The sequence below is a fragment of the Paraburkholderia sp. GAS41 genome, from assembly GCF_050436545.1.
Lineage (GTDB): Bacteria > Pseudomonadota > Gammaproteobacteria > Burkholderiales > Burkholderiaceae > Paraburkholderia.
On the sequence record NZ_JBNDMK010000016.1, the window covers coordinates 97,741 to 121,013 of the forward strand.

General features: G+C 63.6%; 24 protein-coding genes and 1 other RNA gene. 11 read left to right on the forward strand and 14 right to left on the reverse strand.

The annotated features are described in order from the left end of the window. Window positions 1–224 precede the first annotated feature (224 nt). Genes P3T43_RS21620 through lptF form a run of 3 tightly spaced genes read right to left on the reverse strand, consistent with a single transcriptional unit; the run spans window position 225 to window position 2,862 of the window. Window positions 225–599: a sirohydrochlorin chelatase gene (locus P3T43_RS21620; protein WP_429283080.1), complete on the reverse strand. Its 375-nt coding sequence runs from the start codon at window positions 597–599 to the stop codon at window positions 225–227. A 10-nt stretch (window positions 600–609) separates the two neighbouring features. Continuing rightward, window positions 610–1,758: an LPS export ABC transporter permease LptG gene (lptG, locus tag P3T43_RS21625; protein WP_429283081.1), complete on the reverse strand. Its 1,149-nt coding sequence runs from the start codon at window positions 1,756–1,758 to the stop codon at window positions 610–612. A gap of 3 nt (window positions 1,759–1,761) precedes the next feature. Further along, on the reverse strand, window positions 1,762–2,862 hold the full coding sequence (lptF, locus tag P3T43_RS21630) for an LPS export ABC transporter permease LptF (RefSeq protein ID WP_429283082.1): 1,101 nt from the start codon (window positions 2,860–2,862) through the stop codon (window positions 1,762–1,764). 133 nt (window positions 2,863–2,995) lie between these two features. On the opposite strand from lptF, the gene P3T43_RS21635 reads away from it, so the two are divergent. The 3 genes from P3T43_RS21635 to P3T43_RS21645 all read left to right on the forward strand — a co-directional run bounded on the left by P3T43_RS21635 (window position 2,996) and on the right by P3T43_RS21645 (window position 5,822). Further along, window positions 2,996–4,522 (forward strand): leucyl aminopeptidase, encoded by a 1,527-nt coding sequence (locus tag P3T43_RS21635; RefSeq protein ID WP_429283083.1) that lies wholly within the window; start codon window positions 2,996–2,998, stop codon window positions 4,520–4,522. 49 nt (window positions 4,523–4,571) lie between these two features. Next, a complete protein-coding gene (locus P3T43_RS21640) occupies window positions 4,572–4,988 on the forward strand; it encodes a DNA polymerase III subunit chi (RefSeq protein WP_429283084.1) in 417 nt (138 codons plus the stop codon). Window positions 4,989–5,060: 72 nt separating this feature from the next. Further along, window positions 5,061–5,822, forward strand: a complete 762-nt coding sequence (locus tag P3T43_RS21645) for a DUF2486 family protein (protein ID WP_429283085.1) — start codon at window positions 5,061–5,063, stop codon at window positions 5,820–5,822. A gap of 26 nt (window positions 5,823–5,848) precedes the next feature. Here the strand turns inward: P3T43_RS21645 and P3T43_RS21650 are convergent, their stop codons facing one another. Together P3T43_RS21650 and ilvD are read right to left on the reverse strand one after the other, a co-directional pair. Next, window positions 5,849–6,175 (reverse strand): c-type cytochrome, encoded by a 327-nt coding sequence (locus P3T43_RS21650; RefSeq protein ID WP_429283086.1) that lies wholly within the window; start codon window positions 6,173–6,175, stop codon window positions 5,849–5,851. Between the two features lie 123 nt (window positions 6,176–6,298). Continuing rightward, on the reverse strand, window positions 6,299–7,972 hold the full coding sequence (gene ilvD, locus P3T43_RS21655; protein WP_429283087.1) for a dihydroxy-acid dehydratase: 1,674 nt from the start codon (window positions 7,970–7,972) through the stop codon (window positions 6,299–6,301). Window positions 7,973–8,111: 139 nt separating this feature from the next. On the opposite strand from ilvD, the gene P3T43_RS21660 reads away from it, so the two are divergent. Together P3T43_RS21660 and lgt are read left to right on the forward strand one after the other, a co-directional pair. After that, the gene (locus P3T43_RS21660) at window positions 8,112–9,095 is read left to right on the forward strand and encodes a LysR family transcriptional regulator (RefSeq protein ID WP_429283150.1); all 984 of its coding nucleotides are present in this window, start codon (window positions 8,112–8,114) and stop codon (window positions 9,093–9,095) included. Window positions 9,096–9,243: 148 nt separating this feature from the next. Then, window positions 9,244–10,149 carry a prolipoprotein diacylglyceryl transferase gene (gene lgt, locus P3T43_RS21665; protein WP_429283088.1) on the forward strand — a complete coding sequence of 302 codons (906 nt, stop codon included), beginning with the start codon at window positions 9,244–9,246 and terminating at the stop codon, window positions 10,147–10,149. A gap of 175 nt (window positions 10,150–10,324) precedes the next feature. Here lgt and P3T43_RS21670 read toward each other — a convergent pair whose 3' ends face one another. The 5 genes from P3T43_RS21670 to P3T43_RS21690 all read right to left on the reverse strand — a co-directional run bounded on the left by P3T43_RS21670 (window position 10,325) and on the right by P3T43_RS21690 (window position 12,837). After that, entirely contained in the window at window positions 10,325–11,050 is a 726-nt protein-coding gene (locus tag P3T43_RS21670) for an SIMPL domain-containing protein (RefSeq protein WP_429283089.1), read from the reverse strand. A 276-nt stretch (window positions 11,051–11,326) separates the two neighbouring features. Continuing rightward, entirely contained in the window at window positions 11,327–11,785 is a 459-nt protein-coding gene (locus P3T43_RS21675; RefSeq protein ID WP_429283090.1) for an EVE domain-containing protein, read from the reverse strand. A gap of 105 nt (window positions 11,786–11,890) precedes the next feature. Continuing rightward, window positions 11,891–12,072, reverse strand: a non-coding RNA gene (gene ssrS / locus P3T43_RS21680) — 6S RNA. A gap of 88 nt (window positions 12,073–12,160) precedes the next feature. Next, window positions 12,161–12,475: a cell division protein ZapA gene (locus P3T43_RS21685; protein WP_429283091.1), complete on the reverse strand. Its 315-nt coding sequence runs from the start codon at window positions 12,473–12,475 to the stop codon at window positions 12,161–12,163. Then, window positions 12,472–12,837 (reverse strand): ATPase, encoded by a 366-nt coding sequence (locus tag P3T43_RS21690; RefSeq protein ID WP_429283092.1) that lies wholly within the window; start codon window positions 12,835–12,837, stop codon window positions 12,472–12,474. Before P3T43_RS21690 ends, P3T43_RS21685 begins: the two co-directional genes overlap by 4 nt. Before the next feature lie 752 nt (window positions 12,838–13,589). Here P3T43_RS21690 and P3T43_RS21695 point away from each other — a divergent pair. Genes P3T43_RS21695 through cobC form a run of 5 tightly spaced genes read left to right on the forward strand, consistent with a single transcriptional unit; the run spans window position 13,590 to window position 17,949 of the window. Then, window positions 13,590–14,630 carry a FecCD family ABC transporter permease gene (locus P3T43_RS21695; protein ID WP_429283093.1) on the forward strand — a complete coding sequence of 347 codons (1,041 nt, stop codon included), beginning with the start codon at window positions 13,590–13,592 and terminating at the stop codon, window positions 14,628–14,630. Beyond that, a complete protein-coding gene (locus P3T43_RS21700) occupies window positions 14,630–15,472 on the forward strand; it encodes an ABC transporter ATP-binding protein (protein WP_429283151.1) in 843 nt (280 codons plus the stop codon). The genes P3T43_RS21695 and P3T43_RS21700 overlap by 1 nt, the downstream gene beginning before the upstream one ends. A gap of 36 nt (window positions 15,473–15,508) precedes the next feature. After that, entirely contained in the window at window positions 15,509–16,591 is a 1,083-nt protein-coding gene (gene cobT, locus P3T43_RS21705) for a nicotinate-nucleotide--dimethylbenzimidazole phosphoribosyltransferase (RefSeq protein ID WP_429283094.1), read from the forward strand. A 24-nt stretch (window positions 16,592–16,615) separates the two neighbouring features. Further along, window positions 16,616–17,374: an adenosylcobinamide-GDP ribazoletransferase gene (locus P3T43_RS21710; RefSeq protein ID WP_429283095.1), complete on the forward strand. Its 759-nt coding sequence runs from the start codon at window positions 16,616–16,618 to the stop codon at window positions 17,372–17,374. After that, on the forward strand, window positions 17,359–17,949 hold the full coding sequence (gene cobC, locus P3T43_RS21715) for an alpha-ribazole phosphatase family protein (RefSeq protein WP_429283096.1): 591 nt from the start codon (window positions 17,359–17,361) through the stop codon (window positions 17,947–17,949). Before P3T43_RS21710 ends, cobC begins: the two co-directional genes overlap by 16 nt. 82 nt (window positions 17,950–18,031) lie before the next feature. Here cobC and P3T43_RS21720 read toward each other — a convergent pair whose 3' ends face one another. The 4 genes from P3T43_RS21720 to cobU form a co-directional block, all read right to left on the reverse strand. Next, a complete protein-coding gene (locus tag P3T43_RS21720; protein WP_429283097.1) occupies window positions 18,032–18,955 on the reverse strand; it encodes a cobalamin-binding protein in 924 nt (307 codons plus the stop codon). Window positions 18,956–19,071: 116 nt separating this feature from the next. Further along, entirely contained in the window at window positions 19,072–20,091 is a 1,020-nt protein-coding gene (gene cobD, locus P3T43_RS21725) for a threonine-phosphate decarboxylase CobD (protein ID WP_429283098.1), read from the reverse strand. Then, window positions 20,084–21,019, reverse strand: a complete 936-nt coding sequence (cbiB, locus tag P3T43_RS21730; protein WP_429283099.1) for an adenosylcobinamide-phosphate synthase CbiB — start codon at window positions 21,017–21,019, stop codon at window positions 20,084–20,086. The genes cobD and cbiB overlap by 8 nt, the downstream gene beginning before the upstream one ends. A gap of 2 nt (window positions 21,020–21,021) precedes the next feature. Beyond that, window positions 21,022–21,570 (reverse strand): bifunctional adenosylcobinamide kinase/adenosylcobinamide-phosphate guanylyltransferase, encoded by a 549-nt coding sequence (gene cobU, locus P3T43_RS21735; protein WP_429283100.1) that lies wholly within the window; start codon window positions 21,568–21,570, stop codon window positions 21,022–21,024. A 99-nt stretch (window positions 21,571–21,669) separates the two neighbouring features. Here cobU and P3T43_RS21740 point away from each other — a divergent pair, with 99 nt between their 5' ends. Further along, on the forward strand, window positions 21,670–23,175 hold the full coding sequence (locus tag P3T43_RS21740; protein ID WP_429283152.1) for a cobyric acid synthase: 1,506 nt from the start codon (window positions 21,670–21,672) through the stop codon (window positions 23,173–23,175). The last annotated feature ends 98 nt before the right edge of the window (window positions 23,176–23,273 follow it).

Here is a 23,273-nt window from a genome sequence, read left to right on the forward strand (position 1 = left end):
TCGGGTTCACAATAGAGATGTCTCGCTAAGAGCTGGCGGTGTGAGCCCGCTTTCTTTGCTTACTTTCTTTGCGGCGGCAAGGAAAGTGAGTGCTGCCCCGCACAGGGGCGAAGCGAATAGACCACTAACAAAACAAGGAAAGGCCAACAACCCCAAGAAAACAGCCAAAAACCAAGGCGCCGCAGGCAAACCCCGCCAGAAGGGCAACAAAAAAAACCTAACCCTTAAACCACTTGCCGAAGACAAAAACCAGCAACAGCATCGAGGACAAAATCATCCTCCCCAACGGCAGTTGAACACCGAATATCAACACCAGGATGCGCAGCCCGACAAACATCGAGCACCGCAGGTAAATCCCTCCGCACATGCCCGCCTTGCCCAAAAAACACCGGCACAACGGTCACAGCGGAGCACCCGAGAACAACCTGCGCAGCAACAGCCGAAACCAGATCCGGCTGCATCAACTCAAGAAACGCCAACGACACTGGCCCAGCGTCGCCGCGAACCGCCTGCAATTTCGCAGCAAGCCGCGAAAAAGGCTCAGCCCAGCGCGGATCCCGCGCGCCATGCCCAAACAGCACGATCCCATGCAATGCCATGGCGATACCCCTAATGCCGATCCACCCACTTCAACCCAACCAGGCCCAGCACGAGATACACCAGCCCAGGCGTGGCCGCAGTCAAAGGCGCAGGCCAGGTATTCAACATGCCCACGTGCGAGAACAAGGTGTTGAACAACTGGAAGCTCATGCCCAGCATGATCCCGCCGAATACCTTCACGCCCACCACGCCCGCGCGCGTATGCAGATACGCAAACGGCAACGACAGCACCAGCATCACCAGCACCGCAAATGGATACAGCAACTTGCGCCACAGGGCAATTTCATACCGTTGCGTGTCCTGATGATTCTGCTGCAAATGCTGGATGTAGCGGAACAGGTTGAACATCGACATGTTGTCCGGCGACACCAGCAGCACCGACAGAATCTGCGGCGTCAACTCCGAGCGTAGCGAGTACTCCGGCACCGTCGTCTGGTTGGCGCGGTACACCGGATTGAGCGCGTCCTTCGGCGTCCCCGCCGGCGGCGGCACGTCGATCAATTGCGTATCCGTCACGTCCTTCAGCAACCAGTGGCCCGGCGGCTGATACTTGCCGCTCTGCGCAATCCGCACGTTCGACAGGCGGAATTTCGAATCGAATTCGTAGATGCGCACGTCGGTGATCGAGGCGTCCGGTTGCAGCTTGCCGACGTTCACAAAGCGCGTCACCTGCTCGCCGTCCGCGCGGGCCGTCAACGTGTCCTTCACCCACACGCCCGACTCGAAATTGGTGGATACCGCCGACCCCAATGCCTCCAGCCGCACTCGCTCCGACAACTGGTCCGTGTATGGTCCAACCACTTCGCCAATGATGTAAGTCAGGAACACCAGCGGAATGCCAATCTTCAGCAACGAGCGCAACGCCTGATTCGTCGCGAGACCCGAAACGCGAAAAATCGTGTACTCCGAGTTCGCCGCCATCTGCGCAAACACGTAGATCGCGCTGATCAGCGCCGCCACCGGAATGATTTCGTAGAAGCGCGACGGCGTTTGCAGCGCCACTCGCAGCACGGCATATTGGAACTTGTAGTTGCCGTGGCCCACCGAGTTCAGTTCGTTGATCAGGTCGAAAAAGAAGAACAGACCTGAGAAGGCAAACAGGACGAAGATGAACGTGAGGTAGACCTGACTCGCGAAGTACTTTTCATAGATCCGCATCGGTCAGGCCCCCTGCGACGAGCGTCGGAACATCGTCCGGCTAAATAACGGACGATTGCGCACGCGCAGCCAGAAGATGATTGCCACGATCCCCGCCACGATGATATGCAGTCCGAGCAATCCCACCGGGAAGGACATCTTGCCTTGCTCGACCCACGACTGCACCACGTTCAACAGGTTGGAATACGTCAGATAAATCAGCACGGCCATGACCAGATTGAGCGTGCGGCCGCGCCGCGGGTTCTGGTGGGCGAGGGGAATGGCCAGCAGCATCAGGTTGATTGCAATCAGCGGCAAGCCCGCGCGCCACGCGAATTCGGCAAGGTTGTCCTTGGTCGGATTGCGCAGCAGTTCGAGCGTCGGCGTACCGGTGGTGCTCGGAACGTTGACCACCGGCTGGCTCTGGATCTTCACGCCGTAGCGTTCGAATTCCATGATGCGGAAATCCGGCTTGCCTGGTTCGCCGTCGTAACGGCGCCCGTTTTCGAGGACGACGAAGCGGTCGCCGTTCTTGTGCGTTTCGGTATGGCCGGTCTTCGAGACCACCACGTTGACCTTGCCGTTTTCGGTACTGGTCACGAACACGTTTTCGACGCGCGCCTGGTCAGGCGACATCTTCTCGATGAAGAACACGCGGTGGCTCACGGCCGATTCGCGGAACTGGCCAGGCGCGAGCAGCGAGACCTCGTCGCGCTGCTGGAAGCGCGCGCGGATCAGCTTGCTCTGCTGGTTCGACCACGGCCAGCCGACGAATACAAAGAACATGATGAGAATGACGATGGGCGTCGCAAACACGCCGATCGGTTTGATGAAGCGCGTGAGACTCACGCCCGAGGCCAGCCAGACCACCATTTCCGAGTCTTTGTACCAGCGCGTCAGGACGAACAGGATCGACACGAACAGGGTCGCGACCAGCATGATCGCCAGATAGCCGATCACGGTCAGGCCGATCAGGACCAGCACGTCGCGCGGATCGATTTCCCCGGAGGCGGCGAAGCCGACGATCCGGATCATCATCGTGGTCAGCACGAGCGTGAGGAGAACCATGAACACGGCACCAGCCGTGTACGCGAGTTCGCGCTGGAGGGAGCGTTCAAAGATCATTGTTGATGATGAGAGTGCGTGCCTTGGGGTTGGTCCGGGTTCATCCCGTCAGCCCCGTGCAGCCGCCGCGGGAAAAATAGCGGATAATTGCGGCTTTCATCCTAAGCCCAGATTTTATCCGAGGACAAGCGCGATGGACTTTAGCATAAAAGCCTGTGATTGGAGCAAAGGCTCGTCAAACGGGTTCCTGACCGGAAAGTCCGATTGCATCGTGATCGGCATTTTCGAGTCACAAACGCTGTCGGGTGCCGCACTGGAGATCGATGCGGCCACCAAGGGTCTCCTGACCCGTATCATCAAAGCCGGTGACATGGACGGCAAGAGCGGTACCACCCTGTTCCTCCACGAAGTGTCGGGGATCGGCGCTTCGCGTGTTCTGCTGGTTGGCCTCGGCAAGCAGGACGCGTTCAACCAGAAAGCCTACGGCGACGCCGTACGCGCCGCCTGGCGTGCCATTCTGGCCACCAGGATCGTCCAGGTCACGTTCACGCTGGCCCAGTTGCCGGTGCTCGAACGCTCGGCCGATTGGGGCGTGCGTGCGGCCATCCTCGCACTGCGCGAGCTGGCCTACAAGTTTACCCAGATGAAGAGCAAGCCGGACACGACCCCGCGCGCCTTGAAGCGCGTCGTGTTCAGCGTCGACAGCGGCGACGAGAAAGCCGCCAAGGTTGCCGCCAGGCAAGGTGCTGCGCTCGCCAACGGCATGGACCTGACGCGTGATCTCGGCAACCTGCCGGGCAACGTCTGCACGCCCACTTACCTGGCCAACACGGCGAAGAAGCTCGCCAAAGACTGGAAACTGAAGGTCGAAGTGCTGGGCCAGAAGCAGCTCGAAGCGCTGCGCATGGGTTCGTTCCTGTCCGTCACGCGCGGCTCGGTCGAACCGCCCCAGTTCATCGTGCTGCAGTACCAGGGCGCCGCTGCCAAGGCCGCGCCGGTGGTGCTGGTCGGCAAGGGCATCACGTTCGACACCGGTGGCATCTCGCTGAAGCCGGGCGACGGCATGGACGAGATGAAGTACGACATGCTCGGCGCCGGTTCGGTACTCGGCACGATGCGCGCCGTGGCCGAAATGGGCCTGAAGATCAATCTGGTCGTCATTGTCCCGACCTGCGAAAACATGCCGGCCGGCAACGCCACCAAGCCGGGCGACATCGTCACCAGCATGAAGGGCCTGACGATCGAAGTGCTGAATACGGACGCGGAAGGCCGCCTGATCCTGTGCGACGCGCTGACTTACGCCGAGCGCTTCAAGCCGGCGGCAGTGATCGATGTGGCAACCCTGACCGGTGCTTGCGTGATTGCGCTGGGCCATCATAACAGCGGCCTGTTCTCGAAAGACGACGCGCTGGCGGGCGAGCTGCTCGACGCTTCGCGCGAAGCTTCCGATCCGGCATGGCGCATGCCGCTCGACGAGGAATATCACGACCAGCTGAAGTCGAACTTCGCGGACCTCGCCAACATTGGCGGTCGTCCGGGTGGCAGTATTACGGCTGCGTGCTTCCTGTCGCGCTTCACCGAGGCGTACCCGTGGGCTCACCTCGACATCGCCGGCACGGGATGGAAGAGTGGCGCCGCCAAGGGCGCAACGGGCCGTCCGGTGCCGCTTCTGTCGCAGTTTTTGATCGACCGGGCCGCGGACGGTCGCGCTGCACAATGATCCATCGCAGTACCGACGCGCGGCTTGACGCGCCGAGGCGGAGCCGCCGATGACGAGAATCGATTTTCACTCGAACGTCGGCGATTCGTTGTTGTACGCGTGCCGCCTCGCGCGCAAGGCGTACCTGGCCGGCCAGCCCACTATCGTGCTGGCCGAGCCGGCGCGCCTGCGCGCCTTCGATGAGCAGTTGTGGACTTTCGCGCCGCTCGAGTTCGTGCCGCACTGCATGGCAGATGCCGCGCTCGCCGCGCAAACGCCAATCGTGCTGGCGGCGAATCTCGACAACGTGCCGCACTACCAGGTGCTGATGAATCTCGGCGCGGAGGTGCCGGCACAGTTCGCGCGCTTCGAAAGATTGCTCGAAGTGGTCGGTAACGCACAAGAGGAACTGACAGCGGGCCGTGAACGCTATCGCTTCTATCGCGATCGCGGCTATGCTCTAAACAACTACAAGCAGGGCGGCTAGCGTCGCTGTGCCGCCCGCGCTGTCCGGCGGGCGGCGCTTTCTCCTCGCCCCATTCATCGACGGAGTCTATTCGTGCCCGATTCGTCCGATACTACGTTCGATACCTCAATCCCGGTTCTGAACGAAATCCTCGTGCCAGGCAAGCCCGCGCATGCCCGATCTACTCATGGCGCGGAGGCCGCGCCGGGTGAAGCGGTTGATCTGGCGGAAGCGGTGGGGGAGTCTGCAGTTGAACCCGCGATCGAGCGTGCAGCCGAACCCGCGATCGAGTCTGCAACCAGGCCTGCAACGGAGTCTGCAACTGAGCCCGCAGCCGAGCTTGCCGCCGAACGCGAAGCCGAGTCCGCGCACGAACCCGAACCCGAACCCTTCACCGAACCACCCGAGCAATCCAGCGCGGAGCCCGCCGATGGCGTGACCATCCACGCCGTCACACCTGCCCAGGTCAACGCCTTTACATTACCCGAGCCGCTGGTCCCGTTCGAACTGGCCTCCGCGCCGGAGCTCGACGTGCCGCCCGAGCCCGCGCTGGTCGATCCGTTCGAGCCCAGCTCCGCGTTCCACTTTTCACGCGCGCCTGCTGCGCCTGCGCCGGCTCCCAACCTCGATGCCGACGTACTCGCCGAACGCCTGCGCGGACGGTTTGCCAGTTACCTCACCGGTGAAGGGCGCGCGGTGATCGAGGCGCGTTGCCGTGATGCGCTGCAAGATCACACCACGTGGCTCATCAATCAGATTACGCGGGAAGTCGCGCTGACTCTCGAAACGGAAATGACCGGCTGGGTGCGCGAGGCGGTCAATGAAGAGATCGCCCGGCGTTCGAGCGGGCACTGAAGACTGACGCGAGGGTAACGCCGCTCCTATTTCAGCGTCAGGATCCAGTCGGCAAGCAGGGCGGCCTGGTCGGGCGTGAGTTGGGTGTTCGCGGGCATCGGCACCTGGCCCCAGACCCCGGTGCTACCGTCGATGATCTTGTGCGCGAGATAGCTTTGCGCATCGGCGCGTGCTGCGTATTTCGCGGCGATTTCATGCAGTGTTGGCCCCATGAACGGACGGTTCACCGAGTGACAGCTCATGCAGTTCTGCTGCTGCGCGAGCGCGAGGCCGGGAGCCGGTTGCGCCTGCGCCGTCGCGCTGATGGCGAGCATGCCCGCCAACGCCATTGCTGCATACGACATTGATTTCATTCTGGTCTCCGTCGGTGCAGGTGGCCGACTTGTGGTGCAGGCATTATAAAAGGAAAGGGGCGCACGGTTTTCGTGCGCCCCTTTTCAGCTTTTCGCGGCTGACCCTGCATGCCGCGAAGGCGTTCAGCCTGTGATTGCACCCTTGTTGGCCGGCAGCGCCAACGCGGAGTACTTGGCCATCACGCCGCGTGTATAACGCGGCTTCGGTTGCTGCCATGCAGCACGGCGGCGCGCCAGCTCGGCGTCGTCGATATTCAGTTGCAGCAGCAGTTTGTGTGCGTCGATGGTGATTGAGTCACCTTCCTGCACGAACGCGATCGTGCCGCCCACGAAGGCTTCCGGGGCGACGTGCCCCACCACCATACCCCATGTGCCGCCGGAGAAGCGACCATCGGTGATGAGACCCACGCTTTCGCCCAGGCCCTTGCCGATGATCGCCGAAGTCGGCGCGAGCATTTCTGGCATCCCCGGACCCCCCTTCGGACCGAGATAGCGCAGCACGACCACATCGCCCGCCTGGATCCTGTCGGCGAGAATCGCCTCCAGCGCGCTTTGCTCGTCGTCGAAAACGCGTGCCGGTCCGGTGATCACCGGGTTCTTCAGCCCGGTGATCTTGGCGACGGCGCCGTCCACCGCGAGATTCCCCTTGAGGATCGCGAGATGACCTTCCTTGTACAGCGCTTGCTCGATCGGGAAGATCACCTGCTGGTCGGCGCGCGGTTTGGCCGGTACGTCTTTCAGTTCTTCTGCGAGGGTCTTGCCCGTGATCGTGATGCAATCGCCATGCAGCATGCCCGCGTCGAGCAGGATCTTCATGACTTGCGGGATGCCGCCGGCCTGGTGCAAGTCGGTCGCCACATACTGGCCCGAGGGCTTCAGGTTGCAGATCACCGGCACCTGCTTGCGGATGCGCTCGAAGTCTTCGATGCTCCATTCCACCTCGGCCGCATGCGCGATGGCGAGATAGTGCAGCACGGCGTTGGTCGAGCCGCCGGTGGCCATGATGACCGCCACCGCGTTTTCAATCGACTTCCGGTTGATGATGTCGCGCGGCTTGAGGTCCTGCTTGACCGCTTCGACCAGCACGCGGGCCGACTCGGCCGCCGAATCGACCTTCTCCTGATCCGGATTGGCCATGGTCGACGAATACAGCAGCGACATGCCGAGCGCTTCGAACGACGAGCTCATCGTGTTGGCGGTGTACATGCCGCCGCACGAACCGGTCGAGGGGCAGGCGTTCTGTTCGACCCCGTCAAAATCTTCCTGCGACATGCGCCCGGCGGTGAATTCGCCCACCGCTTCGAACGACGACACGATCGTCAGGTCGACGCCCTTCCAGTTGCCCGGACGGATCGTGCCGCCATACACGTAGATACCGGGCACATTGACGCGCGCGAGGCCGATCATGCCGCCCGGCATGTTCTTGTCGCAGCCGCCGATCACCACGACGCCATCCATCCATTGGCCCTGCACGCAGGTCTCGACACAGTCGGCGATCACTTCGCGCGACACGAGCGAGTACTTCATGCCTTCCGTGCCCATCGACATGCCGTCGGAAATCGTCGGCGTGCCGAAGATCTGCGGATTCGCGTCGGCCCGCTTGACCGCGACGACCGCCGCGTCGGCGAGGCGCTGCAGGCCGGCATTGCAGGGGGTGATGGTCGAGTGGCCGTTGGCGATGCCGATCATCGGCTTGTCGAAGTCTTCTTTCTGATAGCCGAGGGCATAAAACATCGAGCGGTTCGGCGAGCGTGCCACGCCTTGCGTGATGTTCTTCGAGCGACGGTTGTAGGGCATGGGAACTCCAGGTTGTTGCAACGCTGTCCTGTTCAGTTTAGGTGGTTTGGATGGCGGTGCAGGCGGCCGGAGAGGGGTTTTTCGGTGAACCTGTTCAAGGTATTATTGCTGACTCATTAGGTCGTAAAATGTATCAATGATGCTCCCTGTCACGCCCGATCTGCGCCAGCTGCGCTATTTCATTGCCGTCGCCGAAGAAAAACACTTCGGTCGCGCGGCCATCCGTCTTTCCATGACGCAGCCGCCGCTGTCGCAGGCCATTCGCGCGCTGGAGGAGACGCTGGGCGTCGAGCTTTTCGCGCGCACCAAGCGTTCCGTGGAGCTGACCCAGGTGGGCGCCGATCTGTTGCCCGAGGTGCGGCGTCTGCTCGCCAGCGCAGAAGGCTTGCGGCCGCTCGCGCAGAGTCTCGCGCGCGGCGAGGCGGGGGAGTTGTCGCTGGCATTCGTTTCGACTGCCGATTACGGCCTGTTGCCAACGCTGCTGCGCGAGTTCGGCGCTCGCTTTCCGCGTGTGCGCCTGCAACTCACCGAGGCCACCAGTGACGTGCAGATCGACGAACTGGTGGCCGGCCGTATCGATGCCGGCCTCGTGATCGCGCCGTTGCCGCCGCGTCATGCCGCGCAATTATCGTGGCTGCCGATCGCGCGGGAGCCGCTGGTGATCGCCATGTCGTCGGAGATGGCCGCGCGGGTCGAAGGCTCAAGTGGCGACGCTGCCGCATTGGCCGGCGCCGAGTGGCGCGACGCGCCGATCAGCCTGCGCGATGTCGCCGACGCGCCGCTCGTCATCTTCCCGCGGCGTCTCGCGCCGGGCTTTTATGACATCATTATGGATTGCTACGGCGTGGCCGGCCTCACGCCGCGCGTCGTCCAGGAGGCGATCCAGATGCAGACGATCGTGAGCCTGGTGTCGGCGGGCATGGGTGTCGCACTGGTGCCGCAATCGCTGCGTAACCTGCGCCGCACCGGTGTGGTGTACCGGCCGCTGCGCGAATCCGTGCCGGCTATCGAAACGGGGCTGGTGTGGCGCACGGCACAGGTGAGCCCGGTGCTGGCCGGGTTTATCGGCATCGTGCAGGCGCATGTTGCCACGCTCGAAACCCAGGCCAGTTTGCCCGGATGAGGGGAGTGAAAGCTACGGGGCTTACACTGCGCCTTTTTGTGCGTCATGACCCGAATGCGGCGAACGCATCGCGTCGTGGCCCGTCCAATGCCAACCCGCCCAGATTTATCGAATCCGCTTTTGAACCCGAACCGCCCATAACAATACGATGCACATTCATCCCAATTTCGACCCGATCGCGATCCATCTAGGGCCGCTCGCCGTGCGCTGGTACGGTCTGATGTACCTCGTGGCGTTCATCATGGCGATCGTCGTCGGCCGGCTGCGCTTGCGTCTGCCGTACGTCGCCGCGCAAGGCTGGACCGCCAAGGACATCGACGACATGCTGTTTTACGGCGTGCTCGGCACGATCTTCGGCGGCCGTCTCGGCTATGTGCTGTTCTACAAGGCCGACTTCTACTTCACGCATCCGCTCGACATCTTCAAGGTGTGGGAAGGCGGCATGTCGTTTCACGGCGGCTTTCTTGGCGTCACGCTCGCGATGGTGTTGTTCGCGTACCAGCGCAAGCGCTCGTGGCTGCAGGTCACCGATTTCGTCGCGCCGATGGTGCCCACCGGGCTCGCGGCGGGGCGCCTCGGCAACTTCATCAACGGTGAACTGTGGGGGCGCGTGACCGATCCGAACGCGCCGTGGGCCATGATGTTCCCGAGCGCCTCGAACGACGACGCCATCTGGTTGGCGAAGCACCCGGAGCTGGCTGCGAAGTGGAATCTCAACGAGATTTTCGCGCAATACCATATGCTGCCGCGTCATCCGTCGGAGCTGTATGAGATCGCGCTGGAAGGCATAACGCTGTTCTTCGTGTTGTGGTTCTTCTCGCGCAAGCCGCGCCCGCTCGGTGCGATTTCCGCCGTGTTCCTGATCGGCTATGGGGTAGCCCGCTTCACGGTGGAATTTGCCCGCGAACCCGATGATTTCCTCGGCCTGCTGGCGATGGGAATGTCGATGGGGCAGTGGCTGTCGATGCCGATGATTATCGCCGGCATAGCAATGCTGGTCTGGGCGTACCGGCGCAAGGGTCGCGAAGCGGTCAAGGCGGTCGGCGCGAACTGAGTGTCATGCTACGTGCGTTGCGTTCGTTGCGCGCACTGAATAAAAAAACGCCACGGCAAGTCTTGAACTGCCGTGGCGTTTTTGCTGGTGGCGCGCATGACTGCTCGTCTGCGGCTCGTTTCAGTGGCCTGCAACGCAGCGCGCCGGCATGTTCGAACCGGCGTGTTGCCCTGCCTTACTTCATCTGCACGGAGCCCGAGACCGTCACCGACACCGTCGAGGTACCGGCTTCGAGCGGCAGCGGCGCGGCCGTCTTGGCGTCGGCACCCATGGCGCGTGCGCTCATCATCATCATGGGACGCGGCATCACGCCGTTGTGTCCGACGTTGACTTCACGGATCGAATAGCTGCTATAGCCGAACGCTTGAGCACCGGCGCTCGCCTGCTGGCGAAACGAGGCGATGGCTTCACCCGTGAGCTTCTGCTCCGCCGCGCGCTGTGCTTCGGGCGACAGCGAGAACTGCACGTTGCCGACCTGCATGTTCGATGCCATCTGACCGGCCAGCTTCGAAGCGGCGGCGAAATCATGTGACTCGAGTACGACTTCGGTGCGGCCACGCCATGCCGAAATACGGCCATCGCGATCGGTTGACGGATAGATCGAGAACGAACCGGTGCGTGCCGTGACGCCGCTTACGCCCTTGGCCTGGCGCAGCGCTGCGTCGGCGCGCTGGTTGAGCGTGCTGGTGAGCGCGGACGGGTCGCTCGCTTCCTGTTCGTAGAACAAGGTGATGTCCACCACATCTTGCGGAATTTCGGCGCTTGCCTGGGCGTTCAGCGACAGCACGCCGGCGGGTTCAGCTTGCGTGACGCTTTGCGCCCTGGCTGCGACGGATGCAAATGCGAGCGGGGCGGCGAGGGCCACGGCGAGTGCAATGGCACGTGCGGCTTTTTGCGTCATGGTTAGACTCCTTGCTTGAGCAGGTTATGCGTGACGATGGTGTACTGGCTGCGTGCGCGGAGCGTTCATGAGGTGCTCCGCAATGGGCGCCGCGTGCTCGGCATCGGGATTGACCGTTCTACCCAATGGCACGACGCTTGCCAACGAGGCGTGCGGCCCCGCGTGCAATCAGCTTTTGTGACCGATGCATGAGCCGCGCTTGCGACCCAATTAGGCGCTTGCCAGCGGCCTTGGTTCCCCGACCTGGCAATTAGCGTGCCGCGACGAGAAGTCACACTACGCAAGCCGTTTCGTGATGAAGCGCCACTCGGTTTCAGTCACCGGTGTAATCGACAGGCGGTTGCCCTTGGCGAGCACGCGCATGTCCGCGAGTTCGGCGTGCTCACGCAATGCGGCGAGCGGAATCAGCGGGACTTTCTTCTTGAAGACGACATCGACGAGCACCCAGCGTGGTGTCTCAGGCGTCGATTTCGGATCGTAGTACGGGCTCTTCGCGTCGAACTGCGTGGGATCGGGGTAGGGCGTGGATGCGACCTCGGCGAGGCCGGCAATGCCCGGCTCGGGGCAACTCGAATGATAGAAGAGCACGCCGTCGCCCACCTTCATGACGTCACGCATGAAATTGCGCGCCTGATAGTTGCGCACCCCGGTCCACGGCAAGGTGTGCTTCGGTGCGATGGCGAGGTGATCGATGCTCGCTTCGTCCGGTTCGGACTTCATTAGCCAGTAGCGCATGAATCGATGAACGTTGAAAAGTAAGAGAAAACGCCGCAAATCAAGGGCTAAAAACGAAGCCCCAAAAGAAAAACGGCACCGGACCTATGTCCGATGCCGTTTGATAAGGTCCCCGCCTTAGCCGCTAGGCCGGCATCCTGAACCGGGAGTTCAGAATTGGTCGCAGTTAGCAGCACTTCGGGTACATCAGACAGAGTGACGCGCACACCCGTGCTGCAAATTTCCACAACCGTGCACATGGCATTGGTTCAAGGAATATATGACCTTGGCGAACCAGGCAGGGAAGCTAAACTGATTGAACTCAAACGTTTGCTGACTCTTGATCGAGCACTTCGTTTGAATTCGAATGGGGCCGTACAGCTACTTTAAACCTTTTTACTGCATGCTGTACTGTTGAATCACAGTACCGAGCTGTTCGTTCATCTGGTGCATTGTACGCCGGATTTCCTCAGCAGGAAATGCTTCTCCGTGACGCACGCTGGCTTGCAGCTTAAGCAGTTCCGATGCCAGCGACAGCGCAGCCATCACGGCGATGCGATCGACGCCGCGCACATTGCTGTTCGCGCGGATCTTCGACATTTCGGCGTCGACACGTGCCACCGCTTCGAGCAGTGCAGCTTCGGTTTCCGGCGAGCAGGCGAGACGATACGGCGAGCCGAGAATCGATACTTCGATCTGCTTGGTGGTCATGCGTTTTCTCCGTGACGGGTGACGGCGCTACCCGCCTCTTCTTCCTGCCGCGCGTCGTGCGCGGGTGCGAGCAGGTCGAGCTGGTTGTCCGGTTCGCTGTGAGCGCGTGCACGCGGCAATTTTTCGAGGATCGCATTCAGGCGCACCTGAGCGTCGTCGATCTTGGCCGACAGCGCATCGCGCTCCGCTTGCAGCGCATCGCGTTCGTCACGCATCTGGGCAAGTTCTGCACGCGTTGCATCGGCTTCGGCGCGCGCCTGAGCGAGCTGGGTTTCAAGCGCCTGACGCGCTTCGTTATGACGCTGGCTGATCGAAATCAGTCTGCCGATATTCTGTGAAAGTGTTTCGAGTTCGGTGAGCATGTGCTGCGTCCTCTAAAGACAGGGCATTTTAGCGCGGAATATCGCACGGTCCGACAATTGTCTCGTTTCGAGACGTAACAGCCTCGCTTTGCACAGACCTGCGTGGCGGAATTGACCTGTACGTCCCCCTGAATTTGACATTTATCCGTGTGCTGCCGCACAGAACGGACTCGCATTGACCATTCTTGACGGCATGTGCCGGCATTCATAAACTTCCGGCACTTTTCATGCTCGCAAACGATTTCGCGTAGCGTGCGCCATCCAATTCGGTAACAGGGACCGGCATTCATCGCGACGCAACCAACCCTGAATGATGCCCGCGCAATGTTAATCGCGGGCATTTTCATGCGGGTCGGCCATGACGTGTGACACATAGGCGAAGCCGCGAGTGTGCCATTGCGCGAGGGACGTGGGAAGCCGGTTGCCACTTGCGGCATGGGTCGTATGCGCATTTTCCGGTGAATCCGCGGTAAGGCCGGTATGCCCGCGCGGTCATAGCGAGCAGTTACTATCTGGGCTGCGTCCACGATCTCGCCGGGCGTAGGAGCGTGATCGCGCGCCCTTCGCATGCACTGCGCGAGACACCGCTGCGCGCTCGCGAAAGCGAGGCACGTCGTAGCAAAAACCAGCAGCCTCTCTCGAACAAGGACTATGAGCTGGCCTACATCTGCATCGAATCGTCTCGCAGCGCGTGCTTTTCGCTGGGCTGACAGCAACGATGACGCCGCACCTCCGGCGCTGGAGCGGCGCGGATGAACCGTCTGTCCGTACGCCGGATGCCGGTCATGCACGCGAGACGCGCCGCGGCCATCTGGTGCGCGCTCGCCGTTTTGGCGCTCGCTGTGCTGATCGCCTCGCTCGCGCTCGGCAGTGTGCCGCTCACGCCCGCGCGCGTGCTCGCTGCGCTACTGCCGCCGTCGACGCACAGCGGCGCCTCCGCCGACCTCGCCGGCGAAATCGTGCGTTCGCTCCGTTTGCCGCGCGCATTGGCCGGCTTCGCGTGCGGCGCGTTGCTCGCGGTGGCGGGCGCGCTGCTACAGGTGTTGCTGCGCAATCCGCTAGCCGAACCGTATGTGCTAGGTGTGTCGGGCGGCGCGGCGAGTTTCGCGCTGTTCGCCATGATGGCGGGTGGCGCGTGGTGGCTCGTCGATGCGAGTGCATTCACCGGAGCGTTCGTGTCGATCCTGCTGGTGCTCGGTCTCGCGCGTCACAACGTGTGGCGTGGCGAGCCGCAGGACACCTCACCGCGTTTGCTGCTGACCGGTGCGGTGATTGCAGCGGGGTGGGGGGCGCTGATCACATTGTTATTGACGCTCGCGCCGGACGACCGTTTGCGCGGCATGTTGTTCTGGCTGACCGGCGACCTGAACGGCGGCGGTCTGCCCTGGCTGGCACTCGCTGCGCTCGTGATCGTGCTGGCGGCGATTCTGCCTGCGGCCCCGCAACTCAATGTGCTGTTGCGCGGCGATGCAGCCGCGCAGGCGTTGGGCGTCTCCGTGATGCGCTTGCGGCTGCGCGTCTATCTGGTGGCATCGCTCGCGGCGGCTGTTGCGGTAACCACGGGCGGGACCATCGGCTTCGTGGGTCTGGTGGTGCCGCACACCTTGCGGCTCGCGTTCGGCAACGATCAGCGCATGTTGCTGCCGGCGGCGGCGCTCGGCGGCGGCATGGCGGTGATGGGCGCAGACCTCGTCGCGCGCACCGTGATTGCGCCGGCCCAATTGCCGGTGGGCGTAATCACCGCGCTGATCGGCGTGCCGGTGTTTCTGTGGATGCTGTTGCGCAGACCATGATGACGACACGCACGACATCCCCCTCGCCGGCTGCCACGCTCAGCGTGCAACAGATCACGTTGCGGGCCGGCGAGCGCACGCTGCTCGAACGCTTCACGCACACGTTCTATCCCGGTGAGGTGTGGTGTATCGCCGGGCCGAACGGGGCGGGCAAGACCACGCTGATTTCGGCGCTGGCCGGTTTGCAGCAGCCCGCCGCAGGCCAGGTCGAAGTCGATGGCGTACGCGTGGCCGACTGGCCGGCGGTGCCGCTCGCGCGGCGCCGCGCATTGATGCCGCAAAGCGCACACGACGCATTTAGCACCAGCGTGCTCGATATCGTCATGCTCAATCGCTTTCCACATCTCGCAGGATGGGGCTGGGAAGGTGAAGCCGATCGCGCTGCCGCTGAGCGCGCGCTCGATTTGCTGGGTCTCACGGATCTGGCGACGCGCGATGTCCTGTCGCTTTCGGGCGGCGAGCGTCAGCGTGTCGCGCTGGCCGCTGTGTTGTGTCAGGATGCGTCGCTGTTGCTGCTCGATGAACCGCTGTCGCATCTGGACCTGCATCACCAGATCGACTGCCTCGAGGCGCTGGGCACCTGGGCGGGCAGCCCGAAGCGTACAGTACTGTTTTCCTCCCATGACCTGAACCTGGCGCGCCGTTTCGCGACCCACGCGCTGTTGCTCGACGGCAAGGGCGGCGCGTTCGCCGGCCCGGTGCGCGATGTACTGACGCCTGCGCTCGCGAGCCGCGCGTTCGGCTATCCGCTGATCCTGCTGCAGGACGGCAACCACGAGGCGCTGATCCCGGCACCGCGGGCGCACGGTGCGCAGCGTGGCACGGCAAACTCAGCGTCGTGAAGAACCCACAAGAACCGCTCTTTTACTCGAAGCCCTATGATTTCGTCCCTCGACTTACCCGTTGTCGAACCGCTCGACCAGACGCTGCGCAGCGCGCTGCAACATCTGATCGATTCGAAGACCAAGCCGCCCGGCAGCCTCGGGCGGCTTGAAACGCTGGCACGGCAGATGGGCCTGATCCAGCGGACCACGCATCCCACGGTGCAGCGGCCAGCCATGATCGTGTTCGCAGGCGACCATGGCATCGCGCAGGAAGGCGTGAGCCCGTATCCGCAGGCGGTCACTGCGCAGATGGTGGCGAACTTCCTGGCAGGCGGCGCCGCGATCAACGCCTTGAGCCGGGTTGCGGAAATCACGCTCGAAGTGGTCAATGCGGGGATTGCGACGTCGTTGCCGAATACCGATGGCCTCGTCGACATTCCCATCGCAGCGGGGACACGCAACTTCGCACACGAACCCGCGATGACGCGCGAGCAGGCGCTCGACGCGCTGCGTGCTGGTGCGCAGCGCGTGCGCCATCATGCGGCGCTGGGGACCAACGTGATCGGTTTTGGCGAGATGGGAATTGCGAACACGTCGGCGGCGGCCTGTCTGATGAGCCGCCTTTGCGGTGTGCCGATCGACGAGTGCGTCGGCCGCGGCACCGGGCTCGACAATGCCGGGCTCGCAAAAAAACGCAACGTGCTGGCTTCAGCGCTGGCGCATCATGCACCGGGCGCCGACACGCGCGGCACCGCCTCATCCGACATCGCAGCATTGGATGTGCTCGCAACCTTCGGTGGCTTCGAAATTGCCATGATGGCCGGTGCGTATCTGGCCGCCGCCGAAGCGCGCATGACGATCCTGGTAGACGGGTTCATCGCCACCTCCGCGCTGCTCGTGGCCGACGCGTTTGCGCCCAACGTGCGCGAATACTGCGTGTTTGCGCATGCCTCGAACGAAGCGGGACATCGCCGCATGCTCGATCATTTCGGCGCCATTCCGCTGCTCGCTCTGGATATGCGGCTTGGCGAAGGCACGGGCGCGGCGCTTGCTGTGCCTTTACTGCGCGCGGCGGTCGCATTCCTCGAGCAGATGGCGAGCTTCGAATCGGCGGGTGTCGCGGACCGCGATGCGTAAGCGGATCACAGGCGTCGCACGCTGATGAACCCGCTCATGGAACTGCGCTATTTCTTCACGGCACTAGGCTATTTCACACGCGTGCCGGTGCCGCGCTGGGTCGGCTATGAGCCGCACTATCTGCAGGCAGCCGCGCGTTACTTCCCGTTGGTCGGTCTGTTGGTGGGCGGGCTGGGCGCACTCGTGTATCTGGCCGCGTGGCGCGTGTTTCCGGCGGGCGTAGCGGTGCTGCTGTCGATGGCCGCGACCTTGCTGGTCACGGGTGCTTTCCACGAAGACGGTCTGGCGGACTGCTGTGACGGTTTTGGTGGCGGCTATCAGCGTGAGGACGTCCTGCGCATCATGCAAGACTCGCGCATTGGCGCGTTCGGCGCCATCGCGCTCGTGATCGCGCTGGCATTGAAGTGGCAGACCCTTGCGGCGTTGCCGCCCTTGCGCGCCGCAGGTCTGATGATTGCGGCGCATGCTGCGAGCCGCACCGGCGCGATCAGTTTTCTGGCGACGCTTGATTATGTGCGGGCGGAAGGCAAGGCGAAGCCGGTTGCGCAGCGCCTCACCGGCGCGTCGTTGGCATGGGCGGCCTTGTTCGGCCTGCCGATGCTGTTCTGGCCAGATTGGCGCTTCGGTTGTGTGGCGCTTATGATGTTGGCAGTACTGCGCTTTGCGATGGGCCGCTATTTCGTCAGACGCATTGGCGGCTATACGGGCGACTGCCTTGGCTTCGCGCAGCAGATTTTCGAACTGGCTCTCTATCTGGCGGGGCTTGCATGGATCTCGTTCTGATGCGTCATCCGGCCGTCGCCGTAGAGCAAGGCGTGTGTTATGGCTTCACCGACGTAGCGCTCGCCGACGAGCCATCCACATCCGCCACCGCGCTGGCCATGCGTCTCGCCACCTTGCAGGTGCCTCCGCCGCGCGTGCTGTTGTCGAGTCCGCTGCTACGCTGCGCAACGGTGGCCGCTGCGATGGCGGGTGATTTCGGCTGCGCGCATAGCATCGACGAACGTCTGAAGGAAATGAATTTCGGCGCGTGGGAGCAGCAGCGCTGGGATGCGATCGAACGCGCCGCGTTGGATGAATGGGCTGCGGATTTCGAACACGCCCGTTCGCATGGTGGCGAGAGTGTCGCGCAGTTTGTCGCGCGCGTGCAGTCGTGGCTCGATGCGTTTGGTCTGACGCGTGAATGTTCACCAGCTTATGTCGTGACGCATGCCGGGGTGATACGGGTGATCGCATCGCTGCTGCTGGGCGTGCCGGTTGCGCGTACGACCCAATGGTCGCTCGATATGTCCGGCGTCGCATGGCTGCGGCGCGACGATGAGCGGCAGGTCTGGTCGCTCGTGCGGTGGAATGTGTGAAGCCGCTGTAACTCTGCGCGTATCGCGCGTTGCGGCGCGTTGCGCGTCGCTGCATGTCATCGCGCTGCACGTAGCGCGAATCTCACTCTTCCCCCGCAGGTCTGCGCGAGCGCGCCACCTCCAGATCCTCACATAATTGCGCCGCACCCTGTGCGATGCGTGGCGCGGGACGGTCGATCAGATCGCCGTCAATGGCGAACAGGTTGTTGCGCGCCACCGCTTTGAGGTTCGGCCACGCGCGCCATGTTTCGAATTGCGGCAATGGTTTATCAGGCGTCGTTGCGCCCGCGGATGCGGTCACGATGGCTTCCGGATTGGCCGCGAGCACCGCTTCAGTGGATACCGTCGGCACGAGCGGCGCGAGGTTCGCAAACACGTTTCGTCCACCACATAGCGTGATCACGTCGCTGATCATGTGGGTGTCGTTGAGTGTCATCAGCGGCTGATTCCAGACCTGATAAAACACGGTGACGGGCGGCCGGTTCGTGTAGCGCGTGCGCAGTTGCGCGATGTCCTGCCGGAATGTGCTGGCGGCGGCATCGGCTGTGTTCGAGGTGCCGAGCAAGGTGCCGAGGCGGGTCAGCGTGAGCGCGATATCGTCGAGTCGATGCGGTTCGCTGAAGAAGAGCGGAATGTGCAGTTCGCGCAGACGCTCGAGTTCGACCTGCGCATTACCGTGCCGCCAGACCACGATCAGATCCGGCTTGAGCGCGACGATGCGTTCGAGATCGAGCGCCTTGTTGTCGCCGACGCGCGGGACCTGCATCGCCGCGGGCGGATAGTCGCTGTACGACACCGTCCCGACGAGCTTCGCGCCGCCGCCGGCTGCGTAGATCAGTTCGGTGACGTGCGGCGCGAGGCTGATCACGCGTTGCGCCGGTGCGGCGAGCGAGACGGTCGCACCGCTGTCGTCGGTCGCGGTGACGCTGGCCTGCGCGGACGAGGCACAAATGCAGGCAACGAGCATGGCGCTGATAAGCGAGGCCAGGCGGGGCAGTTGGATCATGAGATGAGGCGTTGATTTCGTTAGATGCCAGGGACGGCCGGATAGCGTAGACGTCGGCGTGTCTGGCGAGGTTGGCAAGTCAGCTCGGTGAACGCAGCCATGCATGTTGTGCCTGGCTAGCCTGCGCGCGTATCGATTGCGCTGAGACTTTCGCTCAGCGCCTGCTCGAAACGCAGCCACTCGTGCTCAGTGCCTGGCAGGCCAAACCGCACGCTTGCCGAGACGGGAAACAAGCGCGTCCATATGCCGCGCGATGCGAGCGCGTGATGCAACCCGACGGCACGCGGATCTGCGGTCCACGCGAAGAGCGGCGTGCTGTGTATCGAGAAACGTTGTGCCTGCAACAAACGGGTCAGGCGCGCGCTTGCCGTTGCAAGTTGCGCGCGCATCTCGCTTTGCCACACGAGATCCTTGAAGGCGGCGTTCACGGCATGGCGTGCGGGACCGCTGACGGTCCATGCGCCGAGCAGGTCGCGCAAGCGGCCAAGCAGCGCAGGCTCGCCCAACACGAACCCGGCACGCACGCCCGCAAGGCCGAAGAACTTGCCAGGAGAACGGAGTACCACGAGGCCAGGCCGATCCGTATAGGCGGCAAGCGACGCCGCCGCAGGCAACGCATCCGCGAACGCCTCGTCGAGCACCAGCGTGCCGCCGCGTGCCGCCAGTTGCGCATGCCATTGCAACAGTTTGGCGGCGCTCAGATGATCGGCGGTCGGGTTGTTCGGATTCACGACCACGGCATGCGTGACATCGTCGGGCAGCGTGTCGCAGGCGAGATCGAGCGGCACGATCCGGTGACCTGCCCGCTCGAACGCAGGGGCGTACTCGCTATAGGTGAGCGGCGCAATCGCGACTGCTGCGCGCGGTAGCAACTGGGGCAATGCGCGGATGGCCGCCTGGCTGCCTGCAACCGGCAGCACATGCTGTGCGTCGGGCGCGCCGTAGTAGTGCGCAGCGCAGGCCGCGAAATCGTCGCCCTCGTCGGGCAGACGGCGCCACGCCTCGGCGGGCACCGGCGGCACCGGATAGCCGTGCGGATTGATGCCGGTCGAGAGGTCGAGCCACTGCGCGTAAGCAATCCCGTAGCGCTGCGCCGCTGCATGCAGATTGCCGCCGTGAACGATGGCATCAGCCATGAAAAGGCACGCTCAGCAACGCCAGCACGATCAGGACAGCGAGCCACAGGATCACCGTACGCTCGACCAGTTGCAGCGCGGCGACGATATGCCCGGCGTTGGCGGGTTGTCCCTCGCCGAGTGTCGGACGTTGCTCGATGGCGCCGTGATACATCGCGGCGCCGCCCAGCAGCACGTTCAGACTGCCGGCGCCGGAGGCCATGACCGGCCCTGCGTTGGGACTGTCCCAGCGCGGCGCCTGCTCGCGCCAGCAGCGCCAGGCGGTGCGCGTGTCGCCGAGCAACGCATAGCTTGCGGCGGTCAGGCGGGCGGGAAACCAGTTGAGGCCATCGTCGATGCGTGCCGCAGCCCAACCGAAGCGCAGATAACGCGGCGTGCGGTAGCCCCACATGGCATCGAGCGTATTGGCGAGGCGGAACGCGAGCGCGCCCGGACCGCCTGCTACCGCGAACCAGAAGAGCGCGCCGAAGATCGCATCGTTGCCGTTTTCGAGCGCGGATTCGACGGCGGCACGGGCGAGCGCGGTTTCATCGGCGCGGCTGGTTTCGCGCGAGACGATGCGCGCCGTCAGCGTGCGGGCTTCGACGAGATTGCGTCGAGCGAGCGCGCGGGCGATCGGCGCAATGTGATCGTCGAGGCTGCGTGCGCCGAGCGCGAACCACAGCAGCAGAACATGCACCGCGCAGGCCAGCGCGAACGGCAGAAACACGACGAGCCACGTGGCGATCAGCACTGGCGGCAACACGGCGAGTGCCCATGCGAGGAGGCCCATGAGGCGTCCGCGCCGCCCGGTGTTCAGGCGCGCTTCGATACGCATGGCGAGCTTGCCGAAGCCGACCAGCGGATGCGCCGTACGCGGCTCGCCGAACCAGCGGTCCACGGCGACGCCGGCGGTCGCCAGCGTGGCGATCAGGGGCAGCGACAGCATGGCTAGCGGGGCGCCGGCTTGAGTGCGAGCGGCAGGCCCGCGACCATCATCGTGACGTGGGGGCTCAATGCCGCGATACGCTGATTGAGACGCCCGAGTTCGTCGACGTAGAGACGCGTTGCGGCGCCCATTGGCACGACGCCTAGACCGATCTCATTGCTGACGACGATGATCTTGCCGGCTGCCGCGCCGAGCGCTGCTTCGAAGGCCGCGAAACGCTTGAGATAATCGTGGCTGGGTGCGGTACCGTCGGGCGGGCACAGGAGATTGGCGAGCCACAAGGTCAGGCAGTCGATCAGGATGCAATGCCCGGGCGCGTCGGCCTCGCCGAGTGCGCCGGCCAGATCCACGGAGGCTTCGAGCAGATGCCAGTGCGCCGGACGCCGCGCGCGATGATGTTCGATGCGGGCGGCGAACTCCGCGTCGTCTGCGGGACGCGCGGTGGCGATATACGTGACGGGCCGCGCGCTGTCGCTCGCGAGTTGTTCGGCATGCAGGCTTTTGCCTGAGCGGGCGCCGCCGAGCACGAAGGTGAGGTCGCGAGGAATCATGGCGTGATTGTACCGGTGCGCTTTGGTGCGATGGGATAATGCCGGCTTCCGACAACCCGCCAGGACTGCTGTTTCGTGACGACGGTAAAGACTTCGAACATGCCGGACAGCGTACGCGTACCGCGCGGCACGCTGATGATCCAGGGGACGACTTCCGATGCGGGCAAGAGCACGCTGGTCGCGGGCCTGTGCCGCATCGCGCGTCGCGCCGGCGTGCGGGTTGCGCCGTTCAAGCCGCAGAACATGGCGCTCAATAGCGCCGTGACGGTGGATGGGGGCGAGATCGGCCGGGCCCAGGCGTTGCAGGCGATCGCGGCGGGCATCGCCGCGCACACCGATCTGAACCCGGTGCTGCTCAAGCCGACCAGCGATCGCGGCGCGCAGGTCATCATCCACGGCAAGGCGCGCATGAATCTCGACGCGCGCGCCTATCACGACTACAAACCCGTGGCCTTCGAGGCAGTGCTGGAGTCGTACGCGCGTCTGCAAGCTGGGTACGACACGATCTTCGTCGAAGGGGCGGGTAGTCCCGCAGAAATCAATCTGCGCGACCGTGATATTGCCAATATGGGCTTTGCGGAGGCCGTCGATTGCCCGGTCGTGCTGGTGGCGGATATCGATCGCGGCGGCGTCTTCGCCCATCTGACCGGGACGCTGGCGTGTCTGTCGGCGAGTGAGCAGGCGCGCGTATGCGGCTTCATCATCAACCGGTTTCGCGGCGATATTGGCCTGCTCAAACCCGGGTTGGACTGGCTCGAAGCGCAGACCGGCAAGCCGGTGCTCGGCGTGGTGCCGTATCTGCACGGTCTCACGCTCGATGCGGAAGACATGTTGCCGCCCGAACTGCGCGCCGCCCAGGCGGCGGGCGCCGAAGCACGAACGACCTTGCGCGTGGTCGTGCCGGTGCTGCCGCATATCAGCAATCACACCGACTTCGATGCACTGCGCGCGCATCCGCAGGTCGATTTTCATTACGTGCGCAGCGGGATGACACCGCCCGCGGCCGATCTGATCATCTTGCCCGGCTCGAAAAACGTCCAGGGAGACCTCGCGTTTTTGCGCGCACAGGGTTGGGACCCGGTGCTACAACGTCATCTTCGCTACGGCGGCAAGCTCATTGGCATTTGCGGCGGCATGCAGATGCTTGGCCGCGAAGTGGCCGATCCACATGGCGTCGAAGGCACGCCGGGAAGCGTTGCGGGTCTGGGCTGGCTCGATTATTCGACCGTCTTGACGCGCGACAAGACGTTGAAGAACGTGACCGGTTGCCTCACGCTGCCGGGCGCGCCGGAGGTGGCCGGCTACGAGATTCACATGGGTGAGACCGCCGGCCCGGCGCTGGCGAGGCCTGCGTTGCGGCTGGGCACGCCGGAAGGGGGCGAGCGTGCGGACGGCGCGCGTTCGGCTGATGACCAGATTCTCGCCACCTATGTGCATAGCCTGTTCGATACCCCGGCAGCGTGTGCCGCGCTGCTGGAATGGGCTGGCTTGCGTGATGCCGGGACTATCGACTATCCGGCGCTGCGCGAAGCCTCGCTCGAGCGGCTGGCCGATACGCTGACTGAGCATGTCGACCTCGCGCGGCTGTTTGCGGCAATCCGGTAAGCGTCGTCTGATTGGTTGGGTCGCGCGCGATTAACGCCTGACAGGAAACAATCTAAGCCTGATTGACGGTTTTTCCCTTTCCACGGTTCGAATACAGT